Annotated in this window: 12 protein-coding genes; 10 read left to right on the forward strand and 2 right to left on the reverse strand. The window is 39.6% G+C overall.

What is annotated here, in order from left to right; translation table 11 throughout:
• The first annotated feature begins 1 nt into the window (after position 1).
• Positions 2 to 3,007 (forward strand): DNA polymerase III subunit alpha, encoded by a 3,006-nt coding sequence (locus tag G0Q07_RS10970; protein WP_163346131.1) that lies wholly within the window; start codon positions 2 to 4, stop codon positions 3,005 to 3,007.
• Positions 3,008 to 3,149: 142 nt separating this feature from the next.
• Here the strand turns inward: G0Q07_RS10970 and G0Q07_RS10975 are convergent, their stop codons facing one another.
• The gene (locus G0Q07_RS10975) at positions 3,150 to 3,299 is read right to left on the reverse strand and encodes a hypothetical protein (RefSeq protein WP_163346132.1); all 150 of its coding nucleotides are present in this window, start codon (positions 3,297 to 3,299) and stop codon (positions 3,150 to 3,152) included.
• Between the two features lie 285 nt (positions 3,300 to 3,584).
• On the opposite strand from G0Q07_RS10975, the gene G0Q07_RS10980 reads away from it, so the two are divergent.
• The 7 genes from G0Q07_RS10980 to G0Q07_RS11010 all read left to right on the forward strand — a co-directional run bounded on the left by G0Q07_RS10980 (position 3,585) and on the right by G0Q07_RS11010 (position 10,414).
• The gene (locus G0Q07_RS10980; protein ID WP_163346133.1) at positions 3,585 to 4,625 is read left to right on the forward strand and encodes a zinc-dependent alcohol dehydrogenase family protein; all 1,041 of its coding nucleotides are present in this window, start codon (positions 3,585 to 3,587) and stop codon (positions 4,623 to 4,625) included.
• A gap of 64 nt (positions 4,626 to 4,689) precedes the next feature.
• Positions 4,690 to 5,457, forward strand: coding sequence for an amidohydrolase (locus G0Q07_RS10985; RefSeq protein ID WP_163346134.1), 768 nt, complete (start codon positions 4,690 to 4,692; stop codon positions 5,455 to 5,457).
• Positions 5,458 to 5,704: 247 nt separating this feature from the next.
• Positions 5,705 to 6,394 (forward strand): energy transducer TonB, encoded by a 690-nt coding sequence (locus G0Q07_RS10990; RefSeq protein ID WP_163346135.1) that lies wholly within the window; start codon positions 5,705 to 5,707, stop codon positions 6,392 to 6,394.
• A gap of 34 nt (positions 6,395 to 6,428) precedes the next feature.
• Complete coding sequence (locus tag G0Q07_RS20765) at positions 6,429 to 7,196, forward strand: energy transducer TonB (protein WP_163346136.1); 768 nt, start codon at positions 6,429 to 6,431, stop codon at positions 7,194 to 7,196.
• A 99-nt stretch (positions 7,197 to 7,295) separates the two neighbouring features.
• The gene (locus tag G0Q07_RS11000) at positions 7,296 to 7,682 is read left to right on the forward strand and encodes a BlaI/MecI/CopY family transcriptional regulator (protein ID WP_163346137.1); all 387 of its coding nucleotides are present in this window, start codon (positions 7,296 to 7,298) and stop codon (positions 7,680 to 7,682) included.
• Positions 7,675 to 9,093, forward strand: a complete 1,419-nt coding sequence (locus G0Q07_RS11005; RefSeq protein ID WP_163346138.1) for a M56 family metallopeptidase — start codon at positions 7,675 to 7,677, stop codon at positions 9,091 to 9,093. The genes G0Q07_RS11000 and G0Q07_RS11005 overlap by 8 nt, the downstream gene beginning before the upstream one ends.
• Positions 9,094 to 9,163: 70 nt before the next feature.
• Positions 9,164 to 10,414, forward strand: coding sequence for a tetratricopeptide repeat protein (locus G0Q07_RS11010; RefSeq protein WP_163346139.1), 1,251 nt, complete (start codon positions 9,164 to 9,166; stop codon positions 10,412 to 10,414).
• A gap of 15 nt (positions 10,415 to 10,429) precedes the next feature.
• On the opposite strand, the gene G0Q07_RS21210 is transcribed toward G0Q07_RS11010, so the two are convergent.
• Positions 10,430 to 11,377, reverse strand: coding sequence for a response regulator transcription factor (locus G0Q07_RS21210; RefSeq protein WP_317165129.1), 948 nt, complete (start codon positions 11,375 to 11,377; stop codon positions 10,430 to 10,432).
• A gap of 204 nt (positions 11,378 to 11,581) precedes the next feature.
• On the opposite strand from G0Q07_RS21210, the gene G0Q07_RS11020 reads away from it, so the two are divergent.
• Positions 11,582 to 12,295, forward strand: coding sequence for a hypothetical protein (locus G0Q07_RS11020; RefSeq protein WP_163346140.1), 714 nt, complete (start codon positions 11,582 to 11,584; stop codon positions 12,293 to 12,295).
• A gap of 104 nt (positions 12,296 to 12,399) precedes the next feature.
• The gene (locus G0Q07_RS11025; RefSeq protein ID WP_163346141.1) at positions 12,400 to 15,282 is read left to right on the forward strand and encodes a TolB family protein; all 2,883 of its coding nucleotides are present in this window, start codon (positions 12,400 to 12,402) and stop codon (positions 15,280 to 15,282) included.
• Positions 15,283 to 15,423: the final 141 nt, after the last annotated feature.

Consider the following 15,423-nt stretch of genomic DNA (forward strand, 5'->3'; position numbering starts at 1 on the left):
TATGCTACTAAATTGCCATACATACTACAGCTACAAATTTGGTACGCTTTCCATTGATGAATTGATTGATGAAGCGATCGGAAAAGGTTATAACTCGCTAGTAATGACGGATATTAACAATACTTCGGCAACCATCGATTTTATCCGCCGCTGCCAGGGCAAAGACCTGCGTCCTATTGTGGGCATCGATTTCAGGAATGGCGCACAGCAGCAATACATCGGCATTGCCAGAAACAACAGTGGTTTTCAAAAGCTGAATGAGCATCTGACCATGCATTTGCATGAAGATGCTGATTTTTCGGAACGGGCACCGGAAATGGAAGATGTGTATTTTATTTATCCGGTTGGGAAAGTGCATCCAAAACTGTTGCGCGAGAATGAATTTGTCGGTGTAAAACCAACACAGATCAGCAAAATTTTTGGCGACCTGCGCAACTTCAGGGATAAATTGGTGGTGTTGCCGCCGGTAACTTTTCGCAATAAACGTGATTTTAATATCCACAGGCTTTTGCGCACGATGGACAATAATACACTGTTGAGCCGCCTTCCAAAAAGCGAAGAAGCCAGTCCGGATGAGATCATGTTTCCGCAGGAAAAAATCAGGGAGGTATTTCACGATTTCCCGGATATTATTGAAAATACACAGCGCTTAATTAATAGTTGCTCCATTCATTTTGCGTTTAAAAAGAACAAAAACAAAAAGTGTTTTACTGCTTCGCCTGAAGAAGATTTTGAATTGCTGACAAAGTTGGCGAACGATGGATTAAAATATCGTTTCGGCAATCCTTCGGATGTTGTGGTCGCGCGAATGGAGAAAGAATTACAGGTGATCCGTCAGATGGATTTTGCTGCGTATTTTCTTATCAATTGGGATCTGATTGAGTACGCCCGCCGCGAAGGTTGTTACTATGTGGGGCGGGGAAGTGGCGCCAACAGTATGGTGGCTTACCTGTTGCGGATTACCGATGTTGATCCCATTGAGCTGGACCTGTATTTCGAACGTTTTATTAATCCCTCGCGGAAAAGTCCGCCTGATTTTGACATTGATTTTGCCTCGCGCGACCGTGATCATATTACCCGTTACATTTTCGACCGGCATGGCTGGGATCACACAGCACTGGTGGGAACCTACATCACTTTTCAGTACAAATCGGTAGTTCGCGAGTTGGGAAAGGTTTTTGGTTTGCCTGCGCATGAAATTGAAAAACTGCAAAAGTTGAATAGTCTTAATGGTATAGATGATATTGGTCGCCTGGTGTTGCAGTACAGCAAACTCATTCATGGTTTTCCGAGTCATTTGAGTGTGCACTCCAGCGGGATACTGATTTCTGAAGAGCCCATTAGTGCCTATTCAGCAACTATTATGCCGCCCAAAGGTTTCCCAACTGTTCATTTTAGTATGCTCGAAGCCGAAGACATTGGTTTTGCCAAGTTTGATATTCTGGGGCAGCGTGGACTGAGCAAAATCCAGGATGCCATTCAGCTGGCACAGGAAAATGCTGGTGTCGAAATTGATATTCACGACCTGAAAACGTTTAAGGAAGATCAGCAAATAAAAGAGTTGCTGAAATGTGGAAATACCATCGGGTGTTTTTATGTGGAATCGCCGGCCATGCGTATGTTACTCACCAAGTTGGAGGCCGACGATTACCTGCGTTTGGTGGCTGCCAGTTCCATTATTCGCCCGGGCGTGGCGCAAAGCGGAATGATGCGCGAATACATTTTACGTTACCGCGACCGCAGTCGTTGTGTTGCTGCAAAAGCCGAAGCTCCTGAGCTTTATAAATTACTGGAAGAAACCTACGGCGTAATGGTTTACCAGGAAGATGTGATAAAAGTGGCACACCTTTTTGCCGGACTCACGCTGGCCGAAGCTGATATTTTGCGGCGCGGCATGTCGTGGAAATTCAAGCAGCGTAATGAGTTTGGGAAGATCAAAGATAAATTTTTTTCCAACTGTGCAGAACGTGGTTATGCCCTCGATTTGGTAAAACGTGTGTGGGAGCAAATTGAGAGTTTTGCCAATTACGCTTTTTCCAAGGGGCACTCGGCGTCGTATGCGGTGGAAAGTTTTCAGGCGCTGTTTATAAAGGCGTATTATCCGCTGGAATATATTGTGGCGACCATCAACAACGGCGGAGGTTTTTACCGCACCGAATTGTATGTGCACGAGGCCCGCATGCACGGCGCAACTATTTTTCCGCCCTGTGTTAACCGTAGCGAAAAACAAACCGTAATCGAGGGGAAAGTCATTCATCTCGGTTTAGGATTTTTGAAAAGCCTGGAAACGAATACCGTAAATGCCATTTTGAAAGAACGTTACCGGGGCGGTTATTTCCATAGTTTACAGGATTTTCTGGAGCGCGTACCCATTTCGCTGGAACAACTGAGTATCTTGATCCGGGTGGGCGCCTTTAATTTTACCAGGAAATCGAAAAAGGAATTGTTGTGGAATGCACATTTTATTCTGTCGAAATCGAAAAAAACGACACCTGAACGTACTTTGTTCAAACAGAAAGTGAAGGAGTTTAAGATTCCGGAGCTGTATTATCACCCGTTGGAAAATGCTTACGACGAAATTGAACTACTGGGATTTCCAGTTACCTGTTCACCATTTCATTTGCTGGAAAATATGCAGCTGCCGCCAACCACTGCTGCTGATCTGGCTTTTTTGATTAATCAGAACGTAGCTATTATAGGAAGTTTAGTGCATGTGAAACGCACCCGAACCAACGATGGCAAGACCATGAGTTTTGGTGTATTTATTGATTTTAAAGGACACTGGATCGACACGGTGCAGTTTCCTGAGATTGCCGCGCGTTACCCTTTTTCGGGCGGTGGCTGTTACCTGATAAAAGGAAAAGTGGTGGAAGAATTTGGCTTCCTTAGTATCGAAGCGGCTGAAATCTACCGCCTGCCCAATGAAAATATGGAAGAACCATCAACACGACTAAAGGCGCCGGATAAAAGTCGGTTGTTGGGGGCGAATTATGTAGAGAATGTGTAGACTTGAGTTTGATATTAGTAATTCGATTTCTGCTAAGGATTTTCACATTCAAGAATACCGATAGTTTCCAGATCGCTTGCAGCTAAATGAACTGGATTTTTATCATATAGCTCCCAAAGTTCTACTCCTTTTACCTTTTCTTTTAGCCTAACTCTAAAAACTGGTGCTTGATAATTTTTTCAGCGACAAACTTTGATGCTACTTCTGAAGTAGCAATGTAGTACCATTTACTATTTTGTTTCGTGTAAAGCTGGTGATTTCCTGCTGCTCCAATTAATTTTCCTCTTGCCATTTTTATTATCTTAATTATTATTCGTAAAGATACGAAATAAAAAAATTGCCATAAAAAAAGCTTTAGCCTTTAATCTTACTTTAACGACTAAAGCCCTTTTCTTTTGAGATGTCAGCAATCACCGCACTAAAGTACGGAGCAAAAAACATTGATTTCTCTTTGTGGCTTAGTGTCTTTGTGTTTAAAACAAACCACTAAGCCACAAAGAACACGAGACTTTTACTAATATCTTTTCGATTTCAAATTTCTTCTAGCTACATTTGAGTTTCATCAAAATTAAACTCAGTGAAGGCGGTTTACTACGAAGAATTTCAGGGAAGAGTTGATGTAAGGGAAGTCCCCAATCCAACAGTTTCGTCCGACAGTGTGATTATAAAAGTTGGAGCTACCGGACTTTGTCGCAGCGACTGGCACGGTTGGATGGGGCACGATCCGGATATTGTTTTGCCTCATGTTCCCGGTCATGAGTTGGCCGGAACAATTGCTGAAGTTGGATCAGAAATAAAAAACTTTAAGGTTGGCGATCGGGTTACTGTTCCCTTTGTCAGTGGTTGCGGCTGTTGTCCCGAATGCCAAACGGGCAATCAGCAGGTTTGTGATAACCAGTTTCAACCGGGATTTACGGCCTGGGGATCGTTTGCCGAGTTCGTGGAAATAAAATATGCGGATATTAACCTGGTACATTTACCCGATGAAATAGATTTTGTTACAGCTGCCAGCCTTGGATGCCGCTTTATCACCTCTTTTCGTGCGGTAATCGATCAGGGAAAAGTTACAGCCGGACAATGGGTGGCCGTGTACGGTTGTGGAGGAGTTGGACTCTCGGCCATAAACATTGCAGCCGGAGCAGGAGCCAATGTAATTGCCATTGATATTGATGATAAGAAATTGCAATTGGCTCAAAAACTGGGTGCAAGCATTCAAATCAACGCTAAAAATACACAGGATGTTCCTGCTGAAATTATAAAAGTTACAGGTCGCGGCGCGCATCTTTCTATTGATGCGCTGGGCAGCCAGGAAACCTGTTTTAATTCCATTTCCTGTCTGCGAAAACGGGGAAAACATGTACAGATTGGTTTAACTACAGCCGATCATAAACACCCAAAAGTACCGATGGATAAAGTCGTTGCTCACGAGATTGAAATCTTCGGTAGCCATGGAATGCAGGCATTTCGCTACAATGCTGTTTTTGAGATGATAAAAGCCGGCAAAGTACATCTGGAGTTGATGTTAGGACAAACCATTTCGCTTGAAGAAGCACCGGAAGCATTAATGATTATGAATAACTTTGAAAATACCGGAGTTACAGTTATCGATAAATTTTAACATGTTGCCAAGAACGTCATCGTGAACTGGCTTCAGCATGACGTGCAACACAAACTATTGAGAAATGGAAAACCTTAAAATAACCATAATCCAACCCGATATTATCTGGGAAAACTCAGAGGTAAACCTGGAAAAATATTCAGAGAAGCTTGAAGATATCAACGAAACAGATGTAATCATTCTTCCCGAAATGTTTACAACCGGTTTTTCAATGCAGTCCGAAAAATTAAAGGAAAAAATGGATGGACCAGCTGTAAAATGGATGCAGCATATAGCTTCAACGAAGGATGCAGCTGTTGTTGGAAGCCTGATTATTGAAGAGGAAGGAAAAATATACAACCGGGCACTTTGGGTTTCCCCCGAAAGAAAAATTGAAACTTACGACAAGCGCCATTTATTCAGCATGGGCCAAGAGCATTTGCATTATGCAGCTGGCAAAAATAGATTAATTGTGGAATACAAAGGTTGGAAATTCTGTCCTCAAATTTGCTACGATCTGCGTTTTCCGGTGTTTTCACGAAATCTGGAAGATTACGATGTGGTTATCTATATGGCTAACTGGCCATCGCCACGTCACCATGTTTGGGAAAATCTACTTATTTCACGGGCCATTGAGAATCAAGCCTATTGTTTTGGTATAAACCGTGTGGGAACAGACGGAACAGGTTTAAAATACCTTGGCGACTCCGCTTTTATTTCTCCAAAAGGAAGGGCTGATTTTATGGGGGCCGAAGAAGCTGTTAAAACCTTTGAAATTTCTTATACTGAATTACACGAGTTCAGAAAAAAATTCCCTTTACTTAACGACCGCGATAAATTTACTATTCTCTAATAATCCACTTCTGATTGTTATAACCCTACTTCTTTAAACTAAAATATTAGTTGTTTAATGGTCATATAATCAGATAGATGAATGGCGTGTGTTGAAATTAACTAAGGATTTAGTTTGTAAACTAATAGTTTAGTTATATATTTGTTTTGAAATCATGATTAAAAGATAGCTTCACGAAAAGCAGGAACTGGTACTATTAATGAACGGTAAAAAAATAGAGTATTAACCAGTAAAATCTAAAAAAATCATGGAAGTAAAAAAAGCTAAAAAAGCTGATTTGGAAAAGAAACGAAACACGTTTTTTTTAATTGGTTTAGTTGTGGCACTATCGGGAACTTTGTTGGCTTTTGAGTGGACAACAAAGCCCTCAGGAGCTGATTCACTCGGTGTTATTGAAACAATGGAAGTGGAAGAAGAATTTATTCCTGTTACACGAGAACAGGAGATAAAACCACCACCACCGCCACCGCCGCCCAAGGTTGTGGAAGTTTTAAATATTGTTGATGATGAAGTAGAGATTGAGAATGAATTGGAAATTGAGGATTCAGAAGCAGATGAAGAAACGGTAATTGATATTGAGCCTTTAATTGAGGCAGCAGAGGAGAAAGAAGATGAAACGGACAAGATCTTTATTATTGTGGAAGAACCTGCGGAGTTTCCAGGCGGTACACGTGCACTATATCAATACATCAGTAATAATGTTCGTTATCCGGTAGTGGCTCAGGAAAATGGAATCGAGGGTACGGTATATTTAAAGTTCGTGGTTGATGAACAGGGAAAAGTGAGTGGTGGTGAAGTGCTCCGCCACATTGATCCTTCGCTCGATAAAGAAGCATTACGGGTAATTAACAGTTTGCCGCGTTTTAAACCCGGGAAGCAAAGAGGTAAACCCGTTAAAGTGTACTACAATGCAAAGATAACTTTTGATTTGCAGTAAGAAAACGATATTATACTATTATAAAATACTAATTATGAGAATATTACGGTTGTTGTTCGTGTTTGTGTTTTTGGGTTTTTTATCATTGAATGCGTTAGCACAAGATGATGAAAACAAAAATGACAATGTGTTTTTTATTGTTGAAGATATGCCGGAATACCCTGATGGTGAGGAAGCTTTGCGCAATGATATCGCGGCATTAGTGAAATACCCGGCAAAAGCTAAAGAAAATGGAATTCAGGGAAAGGTTTACGTTTCATTTAATGTGAATGAAAAAGGGGAAATAGAAGATGCAGTAATCGCTCGTGGTGTTGATCCTTCGCTGGATAAAGAGGCATTGCGTGTTGTGAATGAACTTGAAAAAACATGGAAACCAGGAAAACAAAGAGGAGTGGCTGTTAAAGTTCGCTATACATTGCCCATCAATTTTGCATTGGATGGAGGTTCTTCAAAACAGAAAAAAATCGCCAGAGGAGAAGGATCTGATGCCATATTTTTTATTGTGGAAGATATGCCTGAATTTCCCGGAGGAGACGAAGCTTTAAGAAAGTATATTGCCAATGCGATTACTTATCCTGAGATTGCCCACACGAAAGAAATCGAAGGCAAAGTGTATGTTTCGTTTGTTGTTGAAAAAGATGGCTCCATCGGCAATGCGAAAATAGAGCGTGGTGTCGATCCATCACTGGATAAAGAGGCGCTTCGTGTAGTTAAAAGTCTTCCAAAGTGGAAACCCGGAAAACAGCGTGGAGAACCGGTTCGCGTTCAGTACACCGTTCCCATAAATTTTGCATTGAATTAATCGTGTAATAAAATGAGCTGTACCTAAATTAATAGTTTTCTAACTAATTTTTTAGGTACAGTTTTTGTAGTTTAGCAAAAATCATATTAAACGAACAAAATGAAGGAACTTACTAAAGCCGAAGAACAGGTGATGCAGTTGCTCTGGAAACTCGAAAAAGCATTTGTAAAAGACATTATTGAGGAAATGCCTGTTCCAAAACCTGCATACAATACGGTTTCTACGATTATTCGTATTTTAGAAAAAAAAGGTTTTGTGGGACATAATGCCTATGGCAAAACTCATCAGTATTTTCCTTTAATCTCGCGCAAAGAATATACACGTTCGTTTATGAAGAACTTTATGCGAAATTATTTCAGCGGATCGTTTCAGGAAATGGTTTCGTTTTTTGCCAAGGAAGACAATATGAGCATGTCGGAATTGGATGAAATGATGGAAGATGTTAAACGCGATATAGAAAACGAAAACCGGGAGACCGATGAATAATTTGGTAAATTTTATTATTGAATCGGGGATAAGCCTTGCGCTGCTATCGCTTATTTACCTGCTGTTTTTACGGAAAGAAACATTTTTTCGCCTAAACCGGCTTTTCCTGCTATTCTCGATTTTGTTTTCGGTAATTCTGCCGTTTTTGCATTTTAGGGTTTACGCACCGCAATCGAATATGCTGGCCGAAGTTACGGTAACTCCTTACCGTAATGTGCTGGAAGCGGTTACCATTTATGGCCAGGACCTTTCTGGGGCAATGGTAAAATCAATCAGTTCAAGCAAGATAATCATTCTTATCTACTTGCTCGGCCTGTTTTTTTTCCTCGGAAGAATGATTTTTAGGATTATTCAGATTTTAAGGATCATCTCAAAAAATGAGGTTCAACGCATTGATAATTATCGTTTTGTATTAGTTGACAAAGAATTTAGTCCCTTTTCATTTTTAGGCTATATTTTTATCAATCCGAACATGAAGAAGAAGCCGGGTTACGAAAAGATGGTGACACACGAAATGGAGCACATTAAGCAAGGGCATACATTTGATGTATTAATTCTTGAAATTCTTACTGTATTCCAGTGGTTTAACCCATTTATGTGGATGCTTAAACGTGCTATCCGCGAAAACCACGAATACCTGGCAGATCATGCGGTTCTTAATTCCGGGATAAGTTTAGGACAATATAAGCAATTGCTTTTAAGTCAGGCTGTTGGCATGCAGTTGGATATTGCCAATAATTTCAATTCTTCGCTGGTTAAAAAGCGTATTCAAATGATTTCAAGAATTAGGTCTTCAAAACTGGCCAACCTGAAATATATATTGGGTTTTGTTTCATTATTGGCATTGGTTGTAATTTTTGCCTGCGAACAAAAAGAAACATTACAAGTCACTAAAATAGAGGACAGTAATGAACGAAAAATTACGGTTCGATTGCTCGATGACCGAATGAGACTGGAGGGGAATCAGGAAGATCTGGAGTATTTGCATGGTTTACTCAATGAAAAAAATAAATACGAATTTGATACGGATAGTACCGGAGCTGTTTTTCTTGTAAAAAGTAAAGAGCAGCAACCACTTCAGTTAGATAAAGAAGATCAGGTATTTTTTATTGTTGAAGAAATGCCGGAATTCCCGGGAGGCGATTTGGCTTTGCGTAAATACATTGCTAACTCCATTAAATATCCGGATATAGCTATCGAAAATGGAATTCAGGGAAAAGTTTATGTAACTTTTGTAGTAACTTCTGAAGGCCAAATAGCAAATACCAAAATCGCCCGCGGAGTTGATCCTTCGATTGATAGAGAAGCTGTTAGGGTAGTCAATTCGTTACCAAAATGGAAGCCCGGTTATCAGCGCGGAAAACCGGTTAATGTAAGTTACACGGTGCCAATTAACTTTGTTCTTCAATAGCCTCATTAAAATAGTAGTATTAAAATGCCTCTTTAAATGACAACCCACTTTTTAATAAATAAAACAGAACATGCGTTTTAAACTTTACACGATATTCCTTATAATGCTCTGTACTGCAACTACGTCGTTTGCACAGCGCAAAATAGATATACTATTAATTGAAAAAAACTACGATAAAGCACTGCTGGAGATAGACAAAGAGCTGGCTGCAAATCCATCTTCTCAATTGTTCTATAAAAAGGGGGTGGTTTATAAAAACTTACAGAACTACCAACAGGCCTTGGAGGTTTTTCTTACAGGACTTCAATACGATACCGATAACATGGCTATGCTGGAAGAAACAGCCGAATGTTTTTCCATTTTGGGTAACAACCAGGATGCGATTGCCTTTTATGAAAAAGCCTTGCAGGTTGAGCCCAATAATCTAGTACTTGCCGGAAAGCTAGGGCGTGTACATATCAACCTTGAAGAGTATAAAACGGCTTATAATGTTTTTTCCGAAATTTATGAAAAAGACTCGACTAATGTGTACTGGAACAAACAGTTAGCTTATTGTTCATTCCGCGTATTTCAGCGCGAAAAGGCGCGCGACCTTTATGAAAAAGTGCTTGAGGCGAATCCCCGCGATCATGGAACTTACATAAATCTGATACATTGTTATAACTGGAAAAAGGAGGCCAACGCAATAATGGCTACCATCGATTCTGGTTTGGTACACTTTCCGGCTGATAAAGAGTTGCTGCTTGAAAGGGCGATGTTTTTTTATAAAACAAAACGTTATGGCCCGGCAATGTTGCAGTTTGAAAAGTACCTGGAGCAGGAAAAACAACCGGCTTTTGAAATATTGATGAATTACGGTATTAGCACTTACTTTGCCGAGCAGGAAGAAAAAGCACTCGACATATTTGGCGATTTAAAACGGATGAATCCAAACGATCCGCTGGTGATGTACTACCAAAGTTTGTGTAATCGAAAACTCAAAAATTACGAGGATGCTATTGAGCTGATGACTTTTGCAATTGAAGCAACGGTACCTGATTATGTGTCGGAAATGTATCATCACCTGGGGCAAATGTATGGGCAGCAACGAAAGTTTAAAGAATCGATAGAAGCGCTAAAAAAAGCTTATGAACTGAATCCGGGAAAAACCGAAGTGCTGTTTGAAATTGCTACTACTTACGAAGAATACAACTCGAATAAAACGCTGGCAATGAACTATTATCGCATTTATTTGACAGAATCGGGTGCCGGAGCAAAAAATGCAATTTATGCGCTTGAGCGAATTGACCGATTAAAAGAAGATTTGTTTTTTGATGAATAAATCGTGATCCTACGATTAATTTTCACCGGTTTTTTCGCGAACCAGATTGGCTAGTTGAACCCTGCTTTTCACCCCGGTTTTAGTGAAAATACGATGATTATGATCCTTTACTGTCTGTATGGTTATAAACAATTCGTCGGCAATTGCTTTATTTGATTTTCCACTACAAATTTCCAGAATGATCTCTGCTTCGCGTTTCGATATTTCATAAAACGTACAAAACGATTGAAAATCCATGTTTTCATTTTCGCTGATTGTTTGATTTTTAAGGCGAATAATTGCCGGAAGAAGTAGGTTGCAGGCAAACAGTATAATTAATGCAATGCAGGTTGAAATATATCCGAACTGATTGAAGAAGAACATTACACCGGAATAAAGTACGGTACCGGCAAAAATAATGAGTACTTGTTTCTTATTCATCCCAGTTTCTTTTAGCAAACCCACATCCTTTGTTTTTCTGAAAAAGGGGAGCAGAAAAAACAAATAAACGACCAGGTTTAGTAGTACTAAAATCCGTACAACAAAAAGGTCGGCATTTTGTGGTACAACAACATGGCCTTTCTGAATGAGAAAAAAGAGGGCAAAAGCCAACACTACAAAAGTAGGAAAGAAGCTAAAAATAAATGATTTTGTCAATCGACGACCATTAATATTATTGGCAAACTTCAAAAGCATAAACCAACTTACAACCATAAACGGAATTCCAATTATTGGGATAAATACCGATAACTTAGCACTTATTGCATCGCTGATATTTAGATCTGCAATTACTAAACGTAGGCTAATATTCCCCCAAACTCCATAAAAAAGGAATGAGAACAGAAATATTTGCTGATACAGCAACGTGGTAAATACCGGCTTTCTATTTTGCTGGTAGAGCTGATAGGCAAGCATTATTCCCATGGCCGAAATTCCGGCTGAAATAATAAATGTAATAATGTATGCTATAATTTTAATCAACATAAAAACTACTTAAGTAGTGTACTACAATTTTACGCACTTTGCCCGTGCAGCGCTAACTACGAAAGTAGTGAATTTACTAAATCCAACTTTAGTAGGAAGGATTTTTTTGAGATATAGCCTAGATTTGAATAACAATTACAAAAAACAATGTTCAGGTGCCGGGAGGTGCCACTCAGAAAACAAAAAACATTAAAAACAAAAACAATGGAAAGTTTAAAGTATTTTGAATTAAGACCATCGGCAGGTGGAAGTTTTAGTTACGGTTGGAGAAAGATGTTTGAAAAATCATTCCTGCCACTTCTTGTAGCCGTAATAATTGTAGGACTTTTAAATGGTCCCGGATATGGATTTAAAGGAGAGTGGCATGGAGGGGATTTTAATGGCATCGGATTATTACTAGTACCTCTTGCATTATTTGCACTCGCGTATGGTGTACTATTTATACCTATTATTAAGTATGGCGAAAAAAAGCTGTTCTTAAATGCCATGAGAGATGAAGAGGCCGACCTAAAAGTGATGTTTGAAGGCTTCAAAACTCAATATTTAAATATCGTATTGGCCAACTTAATTGTTGTCGCTCTGGTGATTGTTGGCTTTTTTATGCTAATAGTACCGGGTATTATTGTTGCGTGCCGATTGGCATTTGTGCCTTACCTGGTAATGGATAAAGAACTGGATGCTATGAAAGCTGTTGAAAAAAGCTGGCAAATGACACGCGGTTATGGTTGGACCATTTTTGGAATGGCAATTCTATCAATCTTTGTTTTTATTGCCGGATTAATCGTATTCTTTGTGGGAGCCATATTTTCAGTAATGTGGATTCATGCAGCATTTGCAACACTTTATGCTTCGGTGGCCGGTGAGAAAGAGGATGAAAATCCAATCCCGATTTTAGGAGTTAACGAAGTAGAAGAATAAAAAACAAAAAACAAGTTCAAGTAAAAGAGGCCCGGATTTTTCCGGGCTTTTTGTTTTTATATGCTATCCTTTGTGTATTTTGGTATTTCATTTCCATTTATAAAATGAAGAAACTATTTCTATTGGTTCTTGTGTTAGCAACCTTTTTTGCTCAGGCTCAGTATTTCAATACCGGACAGGATCCGGCGTCGTTAAAATGGCGGCAAATTAATACTACCAATTTTCAGTTGATATATCCGGATTATTATGAAGAGCAGGCACAGGTTTTAGCCCAAAAACTGGAGATGGTTTACGATTTTGGAAGCTATTCTTTAAAACATAAACCGGGAAAAATTTCGGTAATCCTTCACACGCAAACAGTACAGTCGAACGGCTTGGTTGCTTATGCGCCCAAAAGATCGGAATTTTATACTACACCTCGTCAGTCAATTTATCCGCAAGACTGGCTGGAACAGCTGGCTTTGCACGAATTTCGTCATGTTGTGCAGATCGATAAGTTAAATTCAGATTTACCCAAAATCATTAAAATTATACTGGGCGAACAGGGTACGGCTTTGCTATTCGGAGCATATTTGCCCTGGTGGTTTATTGAAGGCGATGCAGTTGTAAGCGAAACTGCTTTGGGCAATTTTGGGCGCGGACGTTTTCCTTCGTTTTTGATGGAACATCAGGCACAGGTGGTTGACAACAAAACATTTTCGTACGACAAAGCATACCTTGGTTCATTTAAAGATTATGTGCCGAACCACTATCAATTGGGCTATTATTTGGTGGCCAGTTCAAGAGAACGATACGGAAGTGATATCTGGGAAAAGGCCTTGAAAAGAGTAGGGACCAAACCATTTTCGTTAACTCCTTTTAATAAAGCACTAAAATTGGAAACCGGTTTGGGAAAAGTGCAGCTTTACGAATCGATATTCGACAGCCTGGCAACCGAGTGGACAAATACCAATGCACAATTTGAAGGTGCTCCATCAACTCAACTCTCAAAAAAATATAAAACCTATACCAATTACTTGTACAAACACTGGCTCAACGGTAATGAGCTGGTTGCCTACAAAACAGGATTAGATGTGGTTTCTTCTTTTGTTAAGATCAACACAAAAACAGGTGACGAAAAGCGATTAATCACTCCGGGATCTATTTTTGAAGAATCGGTAAATTTCAAAGGAGAATGGATTGTTTGGGCAGAAAAAGTACCCGATGTTCGCTGGTCGCATAGTGGGCTTTCGCAAATAAGAATATTCAACGCGGCTACGAAAAAAATGTATTCTGTATCTCCTGAATTTAAAGCATTTGCTCCGGCACTTTCGCCTGATTTAAAAGAGGTTGCCGTTGTGGAAACCAATTTTTCCAGCGAAAATTATTTAACGGTTTACGATATCTCCAGCGGGAAAATGAAATACCGCTATCAAACCGGGAATAACAATTTTTTCTTCTCGCCGGTTTGGCTTAACCAGTACGAATTGATTTATGTGCTGCTGAATGATAATGGAAAACAAATTGCAAAAGTCAATCTGCAAAATAATGAGCAAACCTTTCTTCCGGGAACAGAACTTGGAGAGATTAAACAGCTGCAAATTTCTGGAAACAACCTGTATTTTATTAGCAGCTATTCCGGAAAAAATGCGCTTTTTGTATACAACTTAACCAGTTCTGAAATTAAACAAGTATACGAACCTCGTTTTGATGTTGCTTATCCGGCTATTCTGAAAAACGGAACAATTGCACTTAGCGATTACACAGGAAATGGTTTTCGTATTATCGAATTTCAGCCGGAAAATACAGTGCCGATAGACGAAGTCTCACAAGGCAACTGGCCACTTGCAAATTCTATGCAACAGCAAGAGCCCGGTATTGTTGACTTTTCGCGTGTTGATACTACTAAACTGTTTACATCACAGGATTATAACAAACCGAAACATCTGTTTAATTTTCATAGTTGGGCACCTGTTTTTGTCGATCCCGACAATTATGAGTTTTTGCCCGGTGTTAGTTTAATGTCGCAAAATAAATTAGGAACCGCATTTACCACTTTGGGCTATAAATGGGACACCAGTGAAGAAACAGGGCATTTTTATGGTAGGTATACTTATAAAGGATGGTTTCCGGTTTTCGATTTGGAAGTGACCGGCGGTAAGCGCGCTAGGCAAGATTTGTTGATTACAGAATACCTCGATCAGAACGACCAGGTTGTTAGCAGAGACACTACACTCGAAAACTACAAATGGAATGCAACCTCTTTAAACGCCAATATGCGTATTCCTTTAAATTTATCGCGGGGAGCATATTCCCGATTGTTACAACCTGAAGTTGGTTATCAGTTGGCACATTACGGTAAAGAAAAATCAACTCCCGATGAATTTAATACCGGAAGTTTTCATTCGCTATCGTACCGGCTTTACTACTACCAATTGCTGCGCAGAAGCCATCAGGATATCTATCCCAATTTTGGATTTTCGGTAGAAGGGAATTTGCGCCACTCGCCATGGCAGGCAGATGAAATGGGAAGTTTACACGCTGCAGCTGCAAATGTTTACCTACCGGGTTTTTTGAAAAATCACGGCATACGGTTGTATGGAGGCATACAAGATAAAAGCTCCGGAAATTTCCTTGGATTTTCTGATGCAGTTCGCTTTCCTCGTGGATGGACTAAAATAGAAACGGAGCAAATGCATACTTTGTCGATGAATTATGCCTTACCTCTTGTAAATCCTGATTTAAGCATTGCAGGACTTACCTACATCCGCAGGATAAGTGCAACGCTTTTTGCCGATTACGCAAATCTGAAAGGAAGTTACCATGGTGGAGAAATGCATGCAAAATTTAATGCAGATATATCTTCGTATGGTATCGAGGTGTTGGGCGATGTTAATTTCTTCCGGTTCTATGCTCCGGTAAAAATAGGAGTAAGAGCTTCGTACTTAAGGGAGATTGAAGATGTTGGCTTCGACCTTTTACTGTCTGTTGACTTTAATTCTTTGTAGCCAAATTTAAAAATATTCAAGGTGAAATTTTAGTCTTTCATTTTAAAGAACCTTAAAAAAACAGAATTTACGTCCACTTATTTTATTTGTTACCATTTGTTGTATCATCTGATTTTATGCTAAAATATTGTATATGTGGAC

Origin of the sequence: Draconibacterium halophilum, from assembly GCF_010448835.1 — a bacterium.
Lineage (GTDB): Bacteria > Bacteroidota > Bacteroidia > Bacteroidales > Prolixibacteraceae > Draconibacterium > Draconibacterium halophilum.

Bases quoted from the DNA above. Each gene is read 5' to 3' on its own strand.
- G0Q07_RS10970 (WP_163346131.1), top strand. From the start codon at position 2: ATGCTACTAAATTGCCATACATACTACAGCTACAAATTTGGTACGCTT.
- G0Q07_RS10975 (WP_163346132.1), bottom strand. From the start codon at position 3,299: ATGGCAAGAGGAAAATTAATTGGAGCAGCAGGAAATCACCAGCTTTAC.
- G0Q07_RS10985 (WP_163346134.1), top strand. From the start codon at position 4,690: ATGGAAAACCTTAAAATAACCATAATCCAACCCGATATTATCTGGGAA.
- G0Q07_RS10990 (WP_163346135.1), top strand. From the start codon at position 5,705: ATGGAAGTAAAAAAAGCTAAAAAAGCTGATTTGGAAAAGAAACGAAAC.
- G0Q07_RS20765 (WP_163346136.1), top strand. From the start codon at position 6,429: ATGAGAATATTACGGTTGTTGTTCGTGTTTGTGTTTTTGGGTTTTTTA.
- G0Q07_RS11000 (WP_163346137.1), top strand. From the start codon at position 7,296: ATGAAGGAACTTACTAAAGCCGAAGAACAGGTGATGCAGTTGCTCTGG.
- G0Q07_RS11005 (WP_163346138.1), top strand. From the start codon at position 7,675: ATGAATAATTTGGTAAATTTTATTATTGAATCGGGGATAAGCCTTGCG.
- G0Q07_RS11010 (WP_163346139.1), top strand. From the start codon at position 9,164: ATGCGTTTTAAACTTTACACGATATTCCTTATAATGCTCTGTACTGCA.
- G0Q07_RS21210 (WP_317165129.1), bottom strand. From the start codon at position 11,377: ATGTTGATTAAAATTATAGCATACATTATTACATTTATTATTTCAGCC.
- G0Q07_RS11020 (WP_163346140.1), top strand. From the start codon at position 11,582: ATGGAAAGTTTAAAGTATTTTGAATTAAGACCATCGGCAGGTGGAAGT.
- G0Q07_RS11025 (WP_163346141.1), top strand. From the start codon at position 12,400: ATGAAGAAACTATTTCTATTGGTTCTTGTGTTAGCAACCTTTTTTGCT.